This is a genomic window from Borreliella yangtzensis, from assembly GCF_014201775.1.
Lineage (GTDB): Bacteria > Spirochaetota > Spirochaetia > Borreliales > Borreliaceae > Borreliella > Borreliella yangtzensis.
Map to the genome: position 1 here is coordinate 42,138 of NZ_JACHFG010000001.1, position 17,804 is coordinate 59,941.

General features: G+C 29.3%; 23 protein-coding genes. 22 read left to right on the forward strand and 1 reads right to left on the reverse strand.

The features are described from left to right. Nucleotides 1-116: 116 nt before the first annotated feature. From dnaX to HNP68_RS00285, 13 genes are all read left to right on the forward strand, one after another. On the forward strand, nt 117-1,799 hold the full coding sequence (gene dnaX, locus HNP68_RS00230) for a DNA polymerase III subunit gamma/tau (protein WP_183219238.1): 1,683 nt from the start codon (nt 117-119) through the stop codon (nt 1,797-1,799). Nucleotides 1,800-1,803: 4 nt separating this feature from the next. Continuing rightward, on the forward strand, nt 1,804-2,103 hold the full coding sequence (gene efbC, locus HNP68_RS00235) for a nucleoid-associated protein EbfC (protein WP_004789533.1): 300 nt from the start codon (nt 1,804-1,806) through the stop codon (nt 2,101-2,103). Nucleotides 2,104-2,277: 174 nt separating this feature from the next. After that, nucleotides 2,278-2,787 (forward strand): nucleoside-diphosphate kinase, encoded by a 510-nt coding sequence (locus HNP68_RS00240; RefSeq protein WP_183219241.1) that lies wholly within the window; start codon nt 2,278-2,280, stop codon nt 2,785-2,787. A 279-nt stretch (nt 2,788-3,066) separates the two neighbouring features. Beyond that, nucleotides 3,067-3,594 carry a hypothetical protein gene (locus HNP68_RS00245; protein ID WP_183219243.1) on the forward strand — a complete coding sequence of 176 codons (528 nt, stop codon included), beginning with the start codon at nt 3,067-3,069 and terminating at the stop codon, nt 3,592-3,594. After that, complete coding sequence (locus HNP68_RS00250; RefSeq protein WP_183219245.1) at nt 3,591-4,286, forward strand: LptA/OstA family protein; 696 nt, start codon at nt 3,591-3,593, stop codon at nt 4,284-4,286. The genes HNP68_RS00245 and HNP68_RS00250 overlap by 4 nt, the downstream gene beginning before the upstream one ends. Then, nucleotides 4,264-5,055: an LPS export ABC transporter ATP-binding protein gene (gene lptB, locus HNP68_RS00255; RefSeq protein WP_183219247.1), complete on the forward strand. Its 792-nt coding sequence runs from the start codon at nt 4,264-4,266 to the stop codon at nt 5,053-5,055. The genes HNP68_RS00250 and lptB overlap by 23 nt, the downstream gene beginning before the upstream one ends. Further along, nucleotides 5,052-5,741, forward strand: a complete 690-nt coding sequence (gene pgeF, locus HNP68_RS00260; RefSeq protein ID WP_183219251.1) for a peptidoglycan editing factor PgeF — start codon at nt 5,052-5,054, stop codon at nt 5,739-5,741. The genes lptB and pgeF overlap by 4 nt, the downstream gene beginning before the upstream one ends. 1 nt (nt 5,742) lies before the next feature. Continuing rightward, complete coding sequence (locus HNP68_RS00265) at nt 5,743-6,489, forward strand: Nif3-like dinuclear metal center hexameric protein (protein WP_183219258.1); 747 nt, start codon at nt 5,743-5,745, stop codon at nt 6,487-6,489. A 10-nt stretch (nt 6,490-6,499) separates the two neighbouring features. Further along, entirely contained in the window at nt 6,500-7,009 is a 510-nt protein-coding gene (gene lspA / locus HNP68_RS00270; protein WP_183219260.1) for a signal peptidase II, read from the forward strand. 44 nt (nt 7,010-7,053) lie between these two features. Further along, on the forward strand, nt 7,054-7,233 hold the full coding sequence (locus HNP68_RS07580) for a hypothetical protein (protein ID WP_363325274.1): 180 nt from the start codon (nt 7,054-7,056) through the stop codon (nt 7,231-7,233). Between the two features lie 13 nt (nt 7,234-7,246). Then, a complete protein-coding gene (locus HNP68_RS00275; protein ID WP_183219262.1) occupies nt 7,247-8,068 on the forward strand; it encodes a YmdB family metallophosphoesterase in 822 nt (273 codons plus the stop codon). A 98-nt stretch (nt 8,069-8,166) separates the two neighbouring features. Next, entirely contained in the window at nt 8,167-9,450 is a 1,284-nt protein-coding gene (murA, locus tag HNP68_RS00280; RefSeq protein WP_183219264.1) for a UDP-N-acetylglucosamine 1-carboxyvinyltransferase, read from the forward strand. A gap of 526 nt (nt 9,451-9,976) precedes the next feature. After that, nucleotides 9,977-11,347: an MATE family efflux transporter gene (locus HNP68_RS00285; RefSeq protein WP_183219266.1), complete on the forward strand. Its 1,371-nt coding sequence runs from the start codon at nt 9,977-9,979 to the stop codon at nt 11,345-11,347. Nucleotides 11,348-11,532: 185 nt separating this feature from the next. Here HNP68_RS00285 and HNP68_RS00290 read toward each other — a convergent pair whose 3' ends face one another. Further along, nucleotides 11,533-11,922, reverse strand: a complete 390-nt coding sequence (locus tag HNP68_RS00290; RefSeq protein WP_183219268.1) for a hypothetical protein — start codon at nt 11,920-11,922, stop codon at nt 11,533-11,535. Nucleotides 11,923-12,248: 326 nt separating this feature from the next. Here HNP68_RS00290 and tuf point away from each other — a divergent pair, with 326 nt between their 5' ends. From tuf to rpsC, 9 genes are read left to right on the forward strand one after another with little or no spacing between them, the layout of a single operon-like run. Next, on the forward strand, nt 12,249-13,433 hold the full coding sequence (gene tuf, locus HNP68_RS00295; protein ID WP_183219270.1) for an elongation factor Tu: 1,185 nt from the start codon (nt 12,249-12,251) through the stop codon (nt 13,431-13,433). Nucleotides 13,434-13,489: 56 nt separating this feature from the next. Then, complete coding sequence (gene rpsJ / locus HNP68_RS00300; protein ID WP_002557068.1) at nt 13,490-13,801, forward strand: 30S ribosomal protein S10; 312 nt, start codon at nt 13,490-13,492, stop codon at nt 13,799-13,801. 35 nt (nt 13,802-13,836) lie between these two features. After that, nucleotides 13,837-14,457, forward strand: a complete 621-nt coding sequence (gene rplC / locus HNP68_RS00305) for a 50S ribosomal protein L3 (protein ID WP_183219272.1) — start codon at nt 13,837-13,839, stop codon at nt 14,455-14,457. Between the two features lie 9 nt (nt 14,458-14,466). Further along, nucleotides 14,467-15,129 (forward strand): 50S ribosomal protein L4, encoded by a 663-nt coding sequence (gene rplD / locus HNP68_RS00310; protein ID WP_183219274.1) that lies wholly within the window; start codon nt 14,467-14,469, stop codon nt 15,127-15,129. Then, nucleotides 15,116-15,412, forward strand: coding sequence for a 50S ribosomal protein L23 (gene rplW, locus HNP68_RS00315; protein ID WP_183219276.1), 297 nt, complete (start codon nt 15,116-15,118; stop codon nt 15,410-15,412). The genes rplD and rplW overlap by 14 nt, the downstream gene beginning before the upstream one ends. 21 nt (nt 15,413-15,433) lie before the next feature. Then, nucleotides 15,434-16,267, forward strand: coding sequence for a 50S ribosomal protein L2 (gene rplB, locus HNP68_RS00320; protein ID WP_183219277.1), 834 nt, complete (start codon nt 15,434-15,436; stop codon nt 16,265-16,267). Between the two features lie 9 nt (nt 16,268-16,276). After that, nucleotides 16,277-16,555 (forward strand): 30S ribosomal protein S19, encoded by a 279-nt coding sequence (gene rpsS / locus HNP68_RS00325; protein WP_183219279.1) that lies wholly within the window; start codon nt 16,277-16,279, stop codon nt 16,553-16,555. Between the two features lie 7 nt (nt 16,556-16,562). Beyond that, nucleotides 16,563-16,925 carry a 50S ribosomal protein L22 gene (gene rplV, locus HNP68_RS00330; RefSeq protein ID WP_183219281.1) on the forward strand — a complete coding sequence of 121 codons (363 nt, stop codon included), beginning with the start codon at nt 16,563-16,565 and terminating at the stop codon, nt 16,923-16,925. Nucleotides 16,926-16,928: 3 nt separating this feature from the next. Continuing rightward, a complete protein-coding gene (gene rpsC / locus HNP68_RS00335) occupies nt 16,929-17,804 on the forward strand; it encodes a 30S ribosomal protein S3 (RefSeq protein ID WP_183219283.1) in 876 nt (291 codons plus the stop codon).

The following is a 17,804-nucleotide window of genomic DNA, read 5'->3' on the forward strand; positions in this document are numbered from 1 at the left end:
ATGTTTTATAAAATTCTTTGGTAATTCTTTTAAAGTAATAGTTCTGATATAAATATGTTATATAGTGTATAATTTATGGCATTTTGCTTATTAAAATATTGGGAGGTAAAAAGTTAATGGCGTCTTCAAGAGGCACCGCTCTTAAGAAACGTCCTAGAGATTTCAACTCTCTTGAGGGGCAAGATTTTGTTGTTGAGACTTTAAAGCATTCTATAGAGAAAAATAAGATAGCAAATGCTTATATTTTTTCAGGGCCAAGAGGTGTTGGTAAAACGTCATCAGCTAGGGCTTTTGCTAGATGTTTAAATTGTAAGAATGGTCCGACAGTTGTGCCTTGTGGAGAGTGTAACAATTGTAAATCTATTGAGAATGATAGCAGTCTTGATGTTGTTGAAATTGATGGTGCTTCAAATACCTCAGTTCAAGACATTAGACAAATTAAAGAAGAGATAATGTTTCCTCCTGCGATTTCCAAATATAGAATATATATTATTGATGAAGTTCATATGCTTTCCAATTCTGCTTTTAATGCTCTTTTAAAGACAATTGAAGAGCCCCCCAATTATATTGTTTTTATTTTTGCTACTACAGAGTCACATAAGCTGCCAGAAACGATAAAAAGCAGATGTCAGCATTTTAGTTTTAAACTTTTATCGTTAGAAAAGATTTATAATATGCTTAAGAAGGTTTGTTTTGAAGATCATATTAAATATGAAGATGGGGCTTTAAAATGGATTGCATATAAAAGTAGTGGTAGTGTGAGAGATGCTTACACTCTTTTTGATCAGGTCGTTTCTTTTACTAACTCTGACATTAAATTAAATCAAATAAGATCTAAGATGGGCTTAACCAATGATGAATTTTTGGAGAAATTGTCAATTAGCATTCTTAATGAGGATGTAAAAGAGTTAATTTGTGTTCTTGATTCTATTTTTTTGGCCGGGGTGTCTTATGAGCAATTTATGCTAGATTCAATCGAATTTTTTAGAGAAGCATTATTTTTAAAGATAGGTATTAAAAATTTTGAGTTTATTGGAATTAAGTCTGAGGATTTGAGAAAAAAATTAATTGAGTTTGATTTAAACTATCTTGAGAGAATTATTGTTGTTTTACTTGAAACTTACAGGGATTTGCAATTTTCAATTAATCCAAGGTATGAACTTGAGATTAATTTTATTAAAATTTTAAGACTTAAAAATTATATTCCAAATCATATTTTAATAAAACAAATTCAAAATCTTGAAGACAATTTGTTAGAAAATATGACTTTAGATTCAAACAATTTTGATGTTTTAGCAAATAAGAATGGTAAAGCTAACGCAACTTTTATTTCAGAAAAACCTAGTTTAGAATATGGATTTTCTGAAATAAAATCTTTAGAAAAAGAGGAAGCTAGTTGTGATGAAAATTTGTCAACAAAAATTGATAAAAATCTTGTAAAGACTGATAGTATTGACGAGATTGATGAGATTTTCATTGAAGATGATAATTCAAATAAAACAAATGATTTTATTGATATAAGAGATAAATTTATTTATATTGTTTCAAGATATATTCAAACTTTAGTTCATTCAGGAGAAGTTGTTATTGATGACAATGTCCTTTATTATAAGGTTTTTAGTGAATTTGAGTATAATGAGCTTCAAAATTATAAAGGTGAGATAAGATCTGAATTTTATAAAGAATTTCCCAATTTAAATATTGTGTTTCAGAAAAATTTTAAAAACCTTGAAAAGGATTTTGAAAAATTAGAAACTGTTAAAAATATTTTTGGAGCAAGTGAAGTTTTGGAGGGATAGAAATATGGCAGTAAATCCGTTAGATTTTTTGAAAAATATGTCTAGTGTTAAGAGTAATATTGATAATATTAAAAAGGAAATGTCTAAAATTACTGTTTGTGGTAAAGCGGGTAGCAATATTGTTACTATTGAGATGGATGGCGAATTTAATGTTAAAAAAGTTTCAATTAATAAGGAATTTTTTGACGATTTAGACAATGATGCTTTTGAGCAAATGGTTAAATCTGCTTTAAATGATGCTGTTTCTAAGGTTAAAGAAGAAATAAAGTTAAAAACTATGGGAGTTCTTCCTTTTGGAATGTAGTTGTTAATTTTATAAAAGTTATTATATTTTGATTTTTCAATGTAATGTTAAGCGATTTATAATCCATAGTATTTCATATAAATTTAATTAATTAGATATAATCTAGGTATTGGATAAGTATTTTGATTTGTTTAATTATTTTTTAAATACATGTCCTAAACTTAGGAGGATTTTATGTCAATGTTATTGCAAAAAACTTTATGTATTATTAAGCCAGATGGAGTTAGGAGGGGTTTGATTGGTAATGTAGTTGCAAGATTTGAAAAGGTAGGTTTAAAAATGGTGGCTGCTAAAATGCTTATTGTTGATGAAAGTCTAGCAAAAAGACATTATTTGTATGATGATATTGCTTTTAGGCATAGTGAGATAGTTTGGAAGTCTTTAATTGAATTTATTTCAAATTCTCCCGTTTTTGCATTTGTTGTTGAAGGAGTTGAAAGCATTGAGGTTGTTAGAAAGCTTTGTGGCGCTACTGAGCCAAAATTAGCTATTCCTGGAACAATACGCGGAGATTTTTCTTACCACAGTTTTAGATATTCAAATGAAAAAGGTTTTTCAATTTATAATGTAATTCATGCATCTGCAAATGAGGCCGATGCGATTCGTGAAATACCAATTTGGTTTAAAGATAGTGAAATTTTAAACTATAAAAGAGATGATGAATGTGAACATTATTATTGTTAATTTTTATAAATTGATTTCTTTAAAGGTATAAATTTTAAATTGCCAATTTAATTCCAATATAAAATAAGAACAATTTTTGTACTTTTGTTTTAATTATTTTACATTTTTAGGAGAATTTTTATACGAAAGACTGTTTTTGAGAGTAATGTTTTTATTTTGCTTTCATGCTTTACATTATAATTGATTATGTAAATATATTTTGTTTAATAAGGTTTTCAATGTTATGTTTAATAGATTTTTAATTAAAATAAAAAATTTTTAGTCTTGTAAAAAATGTTTATGAGAATACTTAGGCTTTATTCGTTATTTTTGTTTTTTGCTTGTACTTTCGATTATGATGAATATTCTAATAGGTCTGATGTGGCTAAAAAATTTCCTTCGATACAAATATTAGGAATCAAATATTATGATGTTGTATACAATAAAGAACAAGCTGTTTTAGAGTCTTTAAGTTTTAGTTATTTTAATGACTATAAAATTTATAAGGCAGAAAATGGAAGGTTTTTGTATCATTCTCTAGATAATGAAATTTCAGGAAAGTTTAATAATTTGGAAGGTTCTTATATTACGAAGGATTTGGATATGAGAGATTCCGTAGAATTTAAAATAGAGGAAAAAAATAATTATTATTTGCTTAATTCAAATAGGCTTTTATGGAAGAATAAAGACAAAAAATTGCAATCTCCCCCAAATGAGCTAGTATTAATTAGGTTTAATGATAGCAAAATAAAGGGAAAAGGATTTTCTTATTTTATAAAAAGCAATGTTTTTTATTTTGATTCTGGGGTTGAAGGGATCATGAATTGAGGTATTTGGTTTTAATATGGATTTTTATTATTTTTGCTAACAATATTCAAGCAACTCAAATAGAATCTAAATCTGAATCCGAAATGCTTAAGGGAGGCGAAGAAAAAAATACTAATTTTACCTTTAAGTCAGATTTTGCACAAGGGGTAGTGTCTTCTTTTTATAAAAAGATTGTTTTAAAAGGAAATTCAGAGGTCATTTCGTTAGATTTTAAACTTAAAGCAGATGAAATTGAAATTTATGGAGAAAATGGCTCTTATCTTGAAGCCCGAGGTAATGTTTTTTATGAAGATTATAAGAATAAGATGCATGTTAAGGCTCAATTTTTGTTTTTTAATAGAAAATTAGATAATTTTTATCTTCAAAAAGGGGTTGAGCTTGAAGACTTAGAAAATAATATGGTTATTAAAGCGGAAAGAGTTGAGGGTAGTAATAAAGCTAATGTTTATATTATGCAATATTCTGTTAAAATATATAAGGACGATACTTTTGCAAGAGCTGAGAATGGGACTTATAATAAAGAAGAAAAAGAAATGATTCTTGAGGGGGTTCCAGTAATTTACCAGAAAGATAACTATTATTCTGCTTCAAGAATCATTTTTAATACAAAAACCAATAGGTATAAACTTGAGGGAAGTGTTGAGGGAGAGTTTACTCAAGTTGAAGATGATGTTTCTGAAGAAAAAAAATAAAATAAAAGAGATCAAGGAAAGTCTTGATCTTAATTCTGTCAATAATATTGTTTTAAAAGCAGATAACATTGTTAAAAAGTATGGTGAAAAATTTGCTGTTAATGGTATCACGATTGATGTTCATAAGGGCGAAGTTGTGGGGCTTCTTGGTCCAAATGGAGCCGGAAAAACAACAACATTTTATACTATTGTAGGCTTTATTAGGCCTAATGCGGGCAAAGTTTTAATAAATGATTACAACATCTCATATCTTAATATGTATGAACGTGCTCGGATAGGAATTGTGTATCTTCCCCAAGATGCTTCAATTTTTAGAGAACTTACAGTCGAAGAGAATATTATGGTTGCTTTAGAGAGAAGAGAGGATCTATCTAAGGCTGAGCGCAAAATAGAACTTGTGAATTTACTTAAAGAATTTGAGATAAAAAGAATACAAAGCCAAAAAGCTTATACTCTTTCTGGGGGAGAGAGAAGGCGTGCAGAGATAGCAAGGGCTTTGGCTGTAAATCCCCATTTTTTACTCTTGGATGAACCTTTTGCTGGTATTGATCCTATTGCGATTGGAGATATAAAGAATATTATAAAAATTTTAAAAGAAAGAAACATTGGAGTTCTTATTACTGATCATAATGTAAGAGATGCTTTTGATATAATTGATAGAGCTTATATTGTTTATCAAGGGCAAGTGCTTGACAAGGGTGATGTTAATTATATAGTAAGCAGTGAAAAAGCCAAGAAGCTTTATTTGGGAGAAGAATTTAGATTATGAAAACAATAGATCATGGACTTTATTATGAATTTAGGGTAGCTGATGATGTTAAAATGATTTATACTAAGAAACCTTTTAGCATAAATTTAAGAGAACTTAGTAATGATAATTTAAACTTTGTTCCCAAGTCAAAAAAAATAAAATATTTAAAGCAATTGCATACAGATATTATTTATAAAGTTGAAGATGATTTTATAAATTTTCAAGAAGGAGATGGTCTAATATCTAGTTCTTTAGATGTAGCTCTTGTTGCATACTTTGCAGACTGTCTTCCAATATACTTTTATGATTCAGTGAAAAAGTTTATAGGAATTATTCACAGTGGATATAAAGGAAGCTTTAACTTGATTATTTTAAAAATGTTGTTTATGTTTGAAAAAATGGGATCAACTTTTGAAGATTTAAAAATTGTTTTTGGACCTTATAACAGATCTTGTTGTTATGAAGTTTCTGAAATTTTCTTGAAAGAAGTAAGTAATAAATTTAGTAAAAATTTATTACTTACTTCTTTTGTTAAAAGAGATAGTAAAATATATTTTGATAATGCTAATTTTAATTTGGGCTTGCTTTCTAGTTTTAATTTAAATATTTATAATTCAAAACTTTGTACATATTGTTTGAAAAATCTTTATTCTTATAGAAGAGTAAGGGAAGGTCAAAGTTATGCCTTGATTTGGAGAATTTGATTTGAATGTAAGAGATTTGTCTTTTAAACTTAATTCAATTTTTGATATAAAGAAGTATGAGCATGTTGATAAAAATTTAAACGGTCTTCAAGTAGGAAATCTTGATACCAAGGTTAACAAAGTTGCCTTTGCAGTTGATGCTAGCTATTCAGTTTTAAAAGAAGCAAAAGGAAATGATTTTTTAATTACGCATCACGGAATTTTTTGGTCAAAAAAAGAGCGTATTGTTTCTAATATGTATGATAAAATGAAGTTTTTGATTGAAAATAATTTAGCTCTTTATTCGGTACACTTGCCTATGGATGCTCATTTTATTTATTCACATAGCAAAGTATTTGCAGATTTTTTAGGATTAAAAAATTCTTTTGCTTTTGCAAATTATGGGGGGTTTGATCTAGGAGTTATTGCTGATTCTACTTTTAGCTTTTCTGAAATTTTGGAAAAAATCAAAAAGGAAAGTAGTCATATTCTTTTTTCAAAAAAATTTAAAGAATCGGTGAATAAGGTTGCAATTGTTAGTGGTGCTGGATACTCTTTTTTTGAAGAAGCTTTATGTCATGGTATAGATTTGTTTATAACCGGGGATACTTCTCATCAAATATATTCTTTAGCAGAAGAATGTGGTGTGAGCTTAATTTTTGCGGGTCATTATTTTACTGAAACTTTTGGTTTAATTAAATTAATGCAAGATTTTAAAATTCAAGAAGATTTAGAGGTTAAATTTATTTGTAAAAATACTAATTTATAAGGATTTTTGTATGAGGACTAAAAGTAAACGATATTTCAATATTTTTGTATTTATTATTAGTTTAATTTTTTTTGATCAACTTACTAAGTATTTGGTTGTAAAGTATGTCAAATTGGGTTCAATATATTTTTCCTTTTTTGATAATTTTTTTAGGATAATACATGTAAGAAACACAGGCATTTTATTTTCTATGGGTTCTAATATCCATTATAGTTTGAAAAAAATTTTTTTTCTTGCAATGCCTATTTTCATTTTAATATTTGTTTTTTCTCTTGCTGTGAGGGAGAAAAATTGTATTGCCAGAACCTCATTTGTATTGATTTTTTCAGGGGGAGTGGGGAATATTATTGATAGATTGTTTAGACCTTCTGGAGTTGTAGATTTTTTAGATTTTAAATTTTTTGGAATTTTTGGTCTTGATAGATGGCCTACTTTTAATTTTGCAGATAGCTATGTTGTTATAGGGATGATTTTGTTTTTAGTTTATGATTTTTTTGTAAAAAAAACACTTAATACATGAAGATTTTTGGTTTTATTTTATGCGTGTTAATGAACTTATCTATAATGTTTTTAGTGTTCTTTTTAGAGTTTCTTTTAATTGTTAAATTTGGTATTATAGTAAAGCCTTATTTGCAATTTATATTGATTTTAATGATGATTATTTTTGCTGTTATGGTAGGGTATTTTGTGTCAGTTTTTATTGTAAGAAGCTTACTTCTTAAGTTATTTAAACTAGATCAATAAAAAGAGAAGCTTTGTGTCTTTAAGGATTTTAATTGCTGGCGAGATTATTGGTAAAGCTGGGATTATTGCAATAAAGTCTTTTTTATCATCCTTTAAAGTTGAAAAAAGAATTGATTTTGTAATATCTGGTAATAATTTTACTACAGGTCTAAGAGGTCTTGGCAAGAAGCATGCCTTTTTATTAAAAAAGTATGGTGTTGATGTGTTAACCTTAGGAGAAAATGCTTTTGTAAGGCCTGATTTATCTGATGATCTTGGTAAGTATAATTTTATTTTAAAACCTTTAAATTGTCCCGCAAAATTAAAAGGATATTCTTATTTTATTTATAATATTAATGGCAAAAAATTGGCTGTAATGAGAATTGTAGGCCAAACAGGAACAACTAAGTATAACTTTAATCATCCTTTTTATAGTTTTGATTCTTTTTATGAAAGAATCAAGGTGCAAACAGACAATATTATTGTTCTTTTTGATTCAAATACTACGGCCGAAGTTAATGCTTTGTTTTTTTATCTAAAATCAAGAGTTAGTGCTTGTCTTGGGATTGGGAAAAGAATTTTAACAGCTGATTTGAGAATCTTAGATAACACTGCTATTATAACTGATTTGGGCAGAGTAGGCAGTTTGGATAGCGTTATTGGATATGTTCCTAATTTAGAGGCGGATAAATTTTTAAAAGGATTTTTAAATCAAAGATTTGATGAATCTTGGGAAGGTATTGGTTTTAACGGTGTTTTAATCGATATTGATGAAAATGGGCATTCTTTTTATGTAGAAACTGTTAGAGAATATATAGATTATAAATCAATTATAAAAGATGTGAATATTGTTTAATATTCATATCTTTAGGTATTCTTTAAATTTAATTGATCTTATCTGTGTGATTTAATTTTATTAGTTTTCTTATATATATTATTATAGGAGGATGGGTTATGTATAGTTATATTGTAGAAGGCGGGTTTAAGATAGGTGGTCAAATTACAGCTAGTGGTAATAAAAATTCTGCTTTACCTTGTATTTTAGCTTCTTTGCTTACTGATGAAGATGTTATTTTAGAAAATATTCCCAATATTAATGATGTGGAAGTTGTTTTAGATATTTTGAGCGATGTAGGCGCAGATATTGTAAGAGAGGGGAATACTTTAAAAATAAAAGTTTTAAATATTGTAAAAACAGAAATTGATTCTTCTTTTACGGATTTAATTAGGGCTTCAATACTTTTATTAGGCCCTTTTGTTTCAAGATTTGGCAAAATAGATATGGCGCTTCCAGGAGGAGATGTAATTGGGAAAAGACGTCTTGATACTCATTTTTATGGTCTTTGTAAACTGGGAGCTAAGCTAAACACAAAAGATGGAAGAATTGTTTTAAAGGCCAACAAGCTTTTTGGAACTGAAATGTTTTTAGATGAAGCTTCTGTTACAGCCACAGAAAATATTATTATGGCCTCAGTTCTTGCTGAAGGAAATACCATTATTATGAATGCTGCTTGTGAACCACACGTGCAAGATTTATGTAATATGCTGAATTCAATGGGTGCTAATATTTTAGGGATTGGTTCAAATGTTTTAGAAATAAAGGGTGTAAAAAAATTAAATGGAACAATATTTAGAATAGGATCCGATTTTATGCAAGTTGGTTCTTTGATTAGTCTTGCTGCATTAACAGGGGGTGAGTTGGAAATTAAAAAAGCAGATCCCCATCATTTCAGACTGATTAGGCATATATATTCAAGACTTGGGATTAATTTTGAATATGATAGAGAAAATTTGTATGTAAGAGATAAACAAGAATTAAAAGTTAAGCTAGATTTTGGCGGACACATTCCAAAAATTGATGATGGCCCTTGGCCAGCTTTTCCAACAGACCTTATGAGTATTATTATAGTCACAGCAACTCAAGTAGAAGGCACAGTTCTTGTTTTTGAGAAGATGTTTGAATCTAGGATGTTTTTTGTAGATAAATTAATAAAAATGGGGGCTCGAATTGTACTTTGTGATCCGCACCGCGTAGTAGTTACGGGTAAATCTCCTCTTAAAGGCGATGTTTTATCTTCTCCGGATGTGCGGGCAGGAATGGCTCTTCTTATCGCTGCTTTTGTTGCAGAAGGTCGCAGTGAGATTCAAAATGTTTATCAAATTGAAAGGGGATACGAAGATGTAGTTAGCAAATTAATTAATTTGGGGGCAAAAATCAAGAAAGTTGAGAGTCGATAGCTTAGCATTGGGCTTTATTATATTACATATAGTTTATGAAAAATGTTTTTAAAAGAGAATAAATATAAGGTTAAGGTATTAATAGGTTGAATTTTTTATATTTTATAGTTTAAAGATTTTGATATAGAAAATAATATTGAAAGGTTGAAAAAATTTGCATAAATATTTTTGCCTTTATAATATTAAGTATTCTTTTAAATAAGTGTTTTTTGCCCCTGCTTTAATTCGCTAAAATGGTTTTAATTTTTTAATTATTGCTTATTGATGATTAATATCGGTATTATTAAATTTTTTATGTCAGATTTAAATTTTTCTGTTTTTGGGTAGTAATTTTTTTGGAGTAACAGGTTAATGGATTCTATTTGTATCTTGACCAATTTAATCATAACATGTTAGCTCTAATTTTTGTGATTACATATTGATTTTTAATTTCAAAAATTAAAAATCAAATACTTTTTTATTATTGATGAATAAATTTGAGTTTAAATTTTTTATAAAAAAATATTTTAGATAAGGATAAAATTTTATGTCTACAGATAAGAGTAAGACTAGGGAATTGATATTAAATGGCAATTTATATAAGGTTCTTTTTTTAATAAGTTTTCCTATTGTTGTAACCAATATTATTCAAGCTTTTTATGATCTTACTGATATGTTTTATGTTGGTAAGCTTGGAGCTATGCCTTTGTCAGCACTTTCACTTGCTGGTCCTATAAATTTTTTTATTATGGCTATTGCTATGGGTATGGCTACAGGAAGTATTTCTTTGATTTCAAAGTGTATAGGAGAAGGAAATTTTTCTCGTTTTTCAAGATATGCAGGGCAACTTATTGTTTTAAACTTTGTTTTATCTTTATTTGTTACTGTTTGTGCTCTTTTTTTTATTGAGCATCTTTTAGATTTATTGGGTGTAAAAGGCGAGCTTAAAGAACTTTCAAGAGTTTATTTTTATGTAACAATTTTTGGAATACCTATTATGTTTTTAAGTATTTCAATTACATATATTTTAAATGCTCAAGGAGAAACCATCCTTTCAATGATAATAGTTTTATTTGCCAATATTGTTAACTTTATTCTCGATCCAATTTTAATATTTAGTTTCAATATGGGTATTGTTGGGGCTGCTTGGGCTACTTTATTTTCAAAATTGTTAACAGTTGTTTTTTATTTATTTTTGACTTACAAGCTAAATCGTGGATTAAAAATTTATCCAAAGGATTTAGCGCCAAATATAAGATTTATTAAAGAAATTGTTAATTTGGGGTTGCCTTCAACTTTTGGGCAAATAATGGTTTCGTTGTCTTTTTTTATTTTTAATTATATTGTTATTGAGATTAGTCCGAAATTTTTAGCAGCGTACGGACTTACAAATACCATTATTTCCTTTTTGTTTCTTCCTGCCATGGGAATTGGTACTGGAATTATTTCAATTGTTGGTCAAAATCTTGGTGCTAAGAAAATGAATAGGGTGGGCGAAGTTTTGAAAAAAGGATTTTTTATTTCTTTAGTAATTTTATTAATAATAAATTCTATTGTTATTATTAATAGACAGTTTGTATTAAGGTTGTTTACAAATGATTTAGAAGTTTTAAATTATGCTAATAATTATTTATTGTTAACAACTATTGGTACTTTTGGATATGGACTACAACAAGTGTTTTTTGGAGGACTCATAGGGTCTGGTAGGACAAAAATTGCAATGATTATTGTTTTTATTAGATTGTGGCTTATTCGCCTTCCAGTAGTTTTTATTTTTCAATATTTTGGTATAATTGAGGATTCTTTGGGTTATGCTTTTATAATTTCAAATTATTTAGCAATTATAATTTTAGCTGTTTTTACTTGTACTTGTTATTGGAATAAGTCTGTTTTAATTAAAAAATACAATAGTAATTGAGATTTATTTATGTTTTAATAAAGGAAATAGTTGATTTATTTTAAGTAAATTTAATATTTTTGGTCTTTAAAATAAATTTTAGATTCTTTGTTAATTTATTTTTGTGTGTAGTAGTTTATTTATAGTAAAGCTTATTTCAAGTTTAATTAATTTTAATAATTTTGTTTTTAAATTGCTACAATTTGTTATTGTTTTTCAAAAATGTATAATATGTTTTTTCTTTTAGTATTGATTTTAGTTTTTAAATGAAAAGTTTTTGTCTCAAATCCATTAAGTTTTTCTCTAATTAATTCACCCGTTTTGCTGCCTTCTTTAAAAATTGCCAATGAATTTGCATTTATATTGTCGCTACTTTTGTTTTTTAGAGTAATTATTAGATTGTTTTTGCTGTCGGATTTGTAATTTATTATTTCTACTTTTTTATTAGTTTTTATAGTGCTAATAAGATAGGTAATTTCTTGTGCATGTTCTTTTGATTTTATTGTGCTTGTTTTCATGCAAGATATGAAAACAATTGAAATGCTAAGAATTGTAAATATTGTTAGTAACTTAAGCTTAAATTTTTTAGTTTTCATTATTTTTATTATATTTTTTTATTGGGCTAGTGTTAATCTTTGATTAATATAAATTTCATGTTAAATATTAATACCGTTGTTTGAGATTAATTGAGTTTAAAAGTTGAATCATATTGACTATATTTTATAAAATGTGTAAAATTTTAAAGCTATTAAAATTTTTTAGAAAAACACGCAGTGCGGGTCAATTTCTAAAAATTGATTTTTTATTTTTTTTTGATTGTTTGTAGCTATTTTCTTATTTTGATAAGATTAAATTTATTAAAATTTTTTAAAGGGATTAAACGTAAGTAGCTATTTAGAATGTTAAATTTAGGAGGTTAATCATGGCAAAAGAAGTTTTTCAAAGAACAAAGCCGCACATGAATGTTGGAACAATAGGACATGTTGATCATGGTAAAACAACATTAACAGCGGCTATCAGCATTTATTGTTCAAAATTAAATAAAGATGCAAAGGCATTAAAGTACGAAGATATTGATAATGCACCTGAAGAGAAAGCAAGGGGAATAACAATTAATGCTAGGCATATTGAGTACGAAACAGCTAATAGGCATTATGCTCATGTAGATTGTCCAGGCCATGCTGATTATATAAAAAATATGATTACAGGAGCAGCTCAAATGGATGCAGCGATACTTTTAGTTGCTGCTGATAGTGGTGCTGAGCCCCAAACAAAAGAGCATTTGCTTCTTGCTCAAAGAATGGGAATAAAGAAAATAATAGTGTTTTTAAATAAATTAGACTTGGCAGATCCCGAGCTTGTTGAACTTGTTGAAGTAGAAGTTTTAGAGCTTGTTGAAAAATATGGATTTTCATCTGATACTCCAATAATCAAGGGTTCGGCTTTTGGGGCTATGTCAAATCCAGAAGATCCTGAGTCTACAAAATGTATTAAAGAACTTCTTGAATCTATGGATAATTATTTTGATCTTCCAGAAAGAGATATTGACAAGCCATTTTTGCTTGCTGTTGAAGATGTATTTTCTATTTCAGGAAGAGGTACTGTTGCTACTGGGCGTATTGAAAGGGGTGTTATTAAGGTTGGCCAAGAAGTTGAAATAGTTGGTATTAAAGAAACCAGAAAAACTACTGTTACTGGTGTTGAAATGTTTCAAAAAATTCTTGAACAAGGTCAAGCAGGAGATAATGTTGGTCTTCTTTTGAGAGGAGTTGATAAAAAAGATATTGAGAGAGGACAGGTTTTGTCAGCTCCAGGTACAATTACTCCACACAAAAAGTTTAAAGCTTCAATTTATTGTTTAACTAAAGAAGAAGGCGGTAGGCACAAGCCATTTTTTCCAGGGTATAGGCCACAATTCTTTTTTAGAACAACCGATGTTACTGGTGTTGTTGCTTTAGAAGGTAAAGAAATGGTTATGCCTGGGGACAATGTTGATATTGTTGTTGAGCTGATCTCTTCAATAGCTATGGATAAAAATGTAGAATTTGCTGTTAGAGAAGGTGGGAGAACTGTTGCCTCAGGAAGAATTCTTGAGATATTGGAATAGTTTAAGGCTTTAGAGATATATTTAATTTTATACTCTCTAATGTTTAGGAGAATAAATTGATTGCTAAAGATAAGATACGCGTAAGATTATTTAGTTTTGATGTTAAAATATTAGATCAGAGTGCAGAATCTATTGTTAAAGCTGTTCAGAAGGCTAAGGCTCAGATTAAGGGCCCAATCCCTTTGCCGACAAAAATAAAAAAATATACTGTTTTACGTTCTCCTCATGTCAATAAAAAGTCAAGAGAGCAATTTGAGATGAGAACTCATAAAAGGCTTATTGATATCTTAGAGCCTACTTCCGCTTTAATGGATTCTTTAATGAAATTAGAGCTTCCAGCAGGTGTTGAGGTAGATATTAAACAGTAAATGATATTTTAAGTATGTGAATTTGAGGTGTTTTAATGTTGGGATTGATTGGAAAAAAAGTTGGCATGACTCAGATATTTCAAAAAAATGGTATTGTTGTTCCTGTTACTGTTATAGAGTTTCAGCCCAATTATATTATAGGGAAGAAAACGGTTGATAGAGATGGTTATAGCGCTCTTATAGCAGGTTCTGTTGATCTTAAAGGTTCTAGAGTTTCAAAGCCTATAAAAGGTCAATATAAAAGTTTAAAGGATATTGAGCCTAAAAAATATGTAATAGAGTTTAAGGGTCTTGATGGGTACGATGCTGGTGATGAGATTAAGATTGATGTTTTTAAATCAGTTAAGTATGTAGATGTTACAGGCACTACTAAAGGCAAAGGTTTTCAAGGGGCTATGAAAAGGCATAATTTTAGTGGTGGACCAGCTTCTCATGGATCAAAATTTCATAGACATCTTGGTGGAACAGGGCAAGCTACTACTCCCGCAAGAACATTTAAAGGGACCAAAATGGCTGGTAGAATGGGCGGAAATCAACAAACTATTCAAAATCTTGAAGTTGTTTTAATTGATGAGGAAAGAAGAGCCATTTTAGTAAAAGGAGCTGTTCCCGGTGCTAAAGGTTCTTTTGTTGTTGTTAAGAAATCTAAAAAGTAGGTATTTAGTATGGAAAGGAAAGTTTTTTCTAAAGATGGTAAAGAGATTAGAACCATAAACTTGGATGATAGAGTTTTTAATATAGAAATTAGTCATGGGTCTATTTATAATGCTATAAAAAATGAGCTGTCTAATCTTAGGGTTGGAACATCTTCAACTAAAACCAGATCAGAGGTCAGAGGTAGTTCTAAAAAGCCTTGGAAGCAAAAAGGAACTGGTAGAGCTAGAGTGGGTACAAAGCGAAATCCAGTTTGGATTGGCGGAGGTATAGCATTAGGGCCAAAACCTAGAGATTATAGCTATAGACTACCCAAAAAAGTAAAAAGGCTTGCATTTAAATCTGTATTAAGTTTACATGCTGCTGATGAAAATAATTTTAAAGTTATTGAGAATTTTAATATTGAATCGGGAAAAACAAAAGATCTTGCTTTAATAATAAAGAATTTCGCAAGTTTCAATGGTAGGGTGGTTATTATTTTAGGCAATGATGATCAGATGATCAAAAGAGCTGGTAAAAATATAAGAGATTTAAAGGTTTTGTCTTTTGATAAACTTAGAGTTGTTGATTTGTTTTATGCAAAGAATTTAATAGCTCTAGAATCTGCCGTTAACAAACTCAATGAGTTTTATGTTAAAGAAAAAGATGTTGAGGATAAGTATGAAAGCTTATGATATAATAATTTCACCTATGCTTACTGAAAAAACCAATACTCAAAGAGAAAGTATTAATGTTTATGTTTTTAAGGTTAATAAAAGAGCAAATAAAAAAGAAGTTAATGCTGCAATAAAAGAACTTTTCAATGTTACTCCAGTGTCGTGTAATTTGCTTAATATTAAAAGTAGAACGAAGATTGTGGTGTCTCGAAAAGGATACCCTATAGGTAAAGGAAAAACTTCTTCATGGAAGAAGGCGTATGTTTATCTCAAAAAGGAAGATAAAATAGATATTTTTTAGTGGTTTTGGAGAAAAATAAATATGGGTATTAAGACTTATAAGCCAAAAACTTCTTCTTTGCGCTATAAGACGACTTTATCTTTTGATGATTTGACCAAAGGTAATGAGCCTTTAAAATCTTTAACAAAAGGTAGAAAATTTAAATCAGGCAGAGATTCTTCTGGTAGGATTACTATTAGAAGAAGGGGTGGTGGGCATAAGAGAAAGTATAGGTTGATTGATTTTAATAGAAGAGATAGATTTAGTATTCCTGCTCGAGTTGCTTCTATTGAATATGATCCAAATAGAAGTGCTAATATAGCTTTGCTTGTTTATAAAGACGGAGAAAAAAGGTATATTCTTTCTCCGAAAGGCATTAAGGTTGGAGATGTTTTGGAAAGTGGTCCGAATGCCCCAATAAAGATTGGTAATGCTTTGCCCCTTGAAAATATTCCTATTGGGAGAACCATCCACAATATTGAGCTTAATGTAGGAAAAGGTGGGCAACTTGTAAGAAGTGCTGGTGGGTATGCTATGATACTTGCTTCCGACGGAAATTATGTCACTGTAAAATTATCATCTGGTGAAATGAGGTTAATTTTTAAAAAATGTATTGCAACGATTGGTGAGGTTGGAAATGAAGATTATGTCAATGTTTCGATAGGGAAAGCTGGTAAAAGTAGGTGGCTTGGTAGAAGGCCCAAGGTTAGAGGTGTTGCTATGAATCCTGTTGACCATCCGCATGGAGGTGGTGAAGGAAAAACTTCTGGTGGTCGCCATCCCGTGTCTCCTTGGGGACAGCCTACTAAGGGCTATAAGACTCGCAAGAAGAAGAGATATTCAGATAAATTTATTATTAAAAGAAGAAATAAGTAGGAGAGTGCAGTGGCAAGATCTATTAAAAAGGGACCTTTTATAGAAAAGAGTCTTTATCAAAAAGTTTTATCATCTTTTGGAAGTGAGAAGAGAGTTGTTATTAAAACTTACTCTAGATCTTCAACAATAATTCCTGAAATGGTAAGTCTTACTATATCTGTTTACAATGGAAAGACTTTTATACCTGTTTATATTACTGAGGATCTTGTAGGGCATAAGCTTGGCGAGTTTTCACCTACAAGGATTTTTAGAGGACATGCTAAGTCAGACAAAAAGGGAAGGAAGTAAAGTATTTATGTTGATAAATAGAAGATATACAGCAAAGGGCAAAAATTTACCCTCTTCTCCAAAAAAAGTTAGGCCAATAGCCGACAATATACGAGGGGAATCTTATGTTAAAGCTATTGCAGCGCTTTGTTCTATGCCTAATAAAGGAGCTAAGCTTTTAGAAAAAGTTGTTAAATCAGCAGCATCAAATGCAATGTATCACAACAAAAATCTTTCCGAAGACATGATATTTATTAAAATAGTCATGGTTGATGATGGACGTCGTCGTAAGAAGATTTGGCCTAGAGCTAGAGGCAGGGCTGATAGGCTTGTTAATAGAAGTTGTCATATTTTTGTTGAGGTTGATGAAAAAAAGGATATTAAAGGATAAAGCATGGGTCAAAAAGTACATCCATATAGCTTAAGGGTAAAAATTAATAAGGATTGGAAATCAAAGTGGTATTTTGATAAAAAGTTGTATTCTACGATTCTTCATGAAGACTTTTTAATAAGATTAGAAATCATGAAGTTTCTTAAAGGGATTAAGTTTGATATTTCTGATATAGAAATAATTAGAAATAATCCTCAAAAAGTAACGGTAGTAATTGTTACTCCAAGGCCCGGTTCTGTGATAGGGCTTAAAGGTTCTAATCTTGAAAAGATTGGCCAATTGTTAACTAAAAAAATTTCTAAAAAGATTAGTATTAAAATCAAAGAGGTTAAAAGACCGGAGCTTGATGCTCAAATTATTGCCAATGGGATTGCAAAACAAGTAGAAAATAGAGTGTCTTATAGGAAAGTTCTAAAATCATCTCTTTCTACTTCTATGTTAAAGGGTGCTCAAGGGTTAAAAATTAAGATTGCTGGTAGACTTGGTGGGGCTGAGATTGCGAGAAGTTTTGAAGTTAAGGAAGGTCGGGTTCCTTTACATACTCTTAGAGCTAATATAGATTACGGGTTTTCTGAAGCTCAAACTACTTATGGCATTATTGGAGTTAAGGTTTGGTTATTTAAAGGTGAGGTTTTGGGGAGACAAACCAATTCTGATGCTGGTCAGGTAATAAATAAAAAGCCTTTTAGGGAAAGAAGCGAGACCGTTAAAAATTTTGATAAAATTTTAAATAATAAAGAAAAGTCTAATGAAAAGCAAACTAGAGGTTTAAATAAAAAAGATGGAGTATCTAAAGACGAAGCAAATCTTTTAAATAAACTTAGTTTGCCTTTTTCTGAAGAAAGAGTCGATTCTAACGATCAGAATATTGGAGGATGA

Excerpts from the sequence above, each read along its gene's own strand:
- dnaX (WP_183219238.1), top strand. The coding sequence starts at position 117 with ATGGCGTCTTCAAGAGGCACCGCTCTTAAGAAACGTCCTAGAGATTTC.
- efbC (WP_004789533.1), top strand. The coding sequence starts at position 1,804 with ATGGCAGTAAATCCGTTAGATTTTTTGAAAAATATGTCTAGTGTTAAG.
- HNP68_RS00240 (WP_183219241.1), top strand. The coding sequence starts at position 2,278 with ATGTCAATGTTATTGCAAAAAACTTTATGTATTATTAAGCCAGATGGA.
- HNP68_RS00245 (WP_183219243.1), top strand. The coding sequence starts at position 3,067 with ATGAGAATACTTAGGCTTTATTCGTTATTTTTGTTTTTTGCTTGTACT.
- lptB (WP_183219247.1), top strand. The coding sequence starts at position 4,264 with ATGTTTCTGAAGAAAAAAAATAAAATAAAAGAGATCAAGGAAAGTCTT.
- pgeF (WP_183219251.1), top strand. The coding sequence starts at position 5,052 with ATGAAAACAATAGATCATGGACTTTATTATGAATTTAGGGTAGCTGAT.
- lspA (WP_183219260.1), top strand. The coding sequence starts at position 6,500 with ATGAGGACTAAAAGTAAACGATATTTCAATATTTTTGTATTTATTATT.
- HNP68_RS07580 (WP_363325274.1), top strand. The coding sequence starts at position 7,054 with ATGTTTTTAGTGTTCTTTTTAGAGTTTCTTTTAATTGTTAAATTTGGT.
- murA (WP_183219264.1), top strand. The coding sequence starts at position 8,167 with ATGTATAGTTATATTGTAGAAGGCGGGTTTAAGATAGGTGGTCAAATT.
- HNP68_RS00285 (WP_183219266.1), top strand. The coding sequence starts at position 9,977 with ATGTCTACAGATAAGAGTAAGACTAGGGAATTGATATTAAATGGCAAT.
- HNP68_RS00290 (WP_183219268.1), bottom strand. The coding sequence starts at position 11,922 with ATGAAAACTAAAAAATTTAAGCTTAAGTTACTAACAATATTTACAATT.
- tuf (WP_183219270.1), top strand. The coding sequence starts at position 12,249 with ATGGCAAAAGAAGTTTTTCAAAGAACAAAGCCGCACATGAATGTTGGA.
- rplC (WP_183219272.1), top strand. The coding sequence starts at position 13,837 with ATGTTGGGATTGATTGGAAAAAAAGTTGGCATGACTCAGATATTTCAA.
- rplD (WP_183219274.1), top strand. The coding sequence starts at position 14,467 with ATGGAAAGGAAAGTTTTTTCTAAAGATGGTAAAGAGATTAGAACCATA.
- rplW (WP_183219276.1), top strand. The coding sequence starts at position 15,116 with ATGAAAGCTTATGATATAATAATTTCACCTATGCTTACTGAAAAAACC.
- rplB (WP_183219277.1), top strand. The coding sequence starts at position 15,434 with ATGGGTATTAAGACTTATAAGCCAAAAACTTCTTCTTTGCGCTATAAG.
- rplV (WP_183219281.1), top strand. The coding sequence starts at position 16,563 with ATGTTGATAAATAGAAGATATACAGCAAAGGGCAAAAATTTACCCTCT.
- rpsC (WP_183219283.1), top strand. The coding sequence starts at position 16,929 with ATGGGTCAAAAAGTACATCCATATAGCTTAAGGGTAAAAATTAATAAG.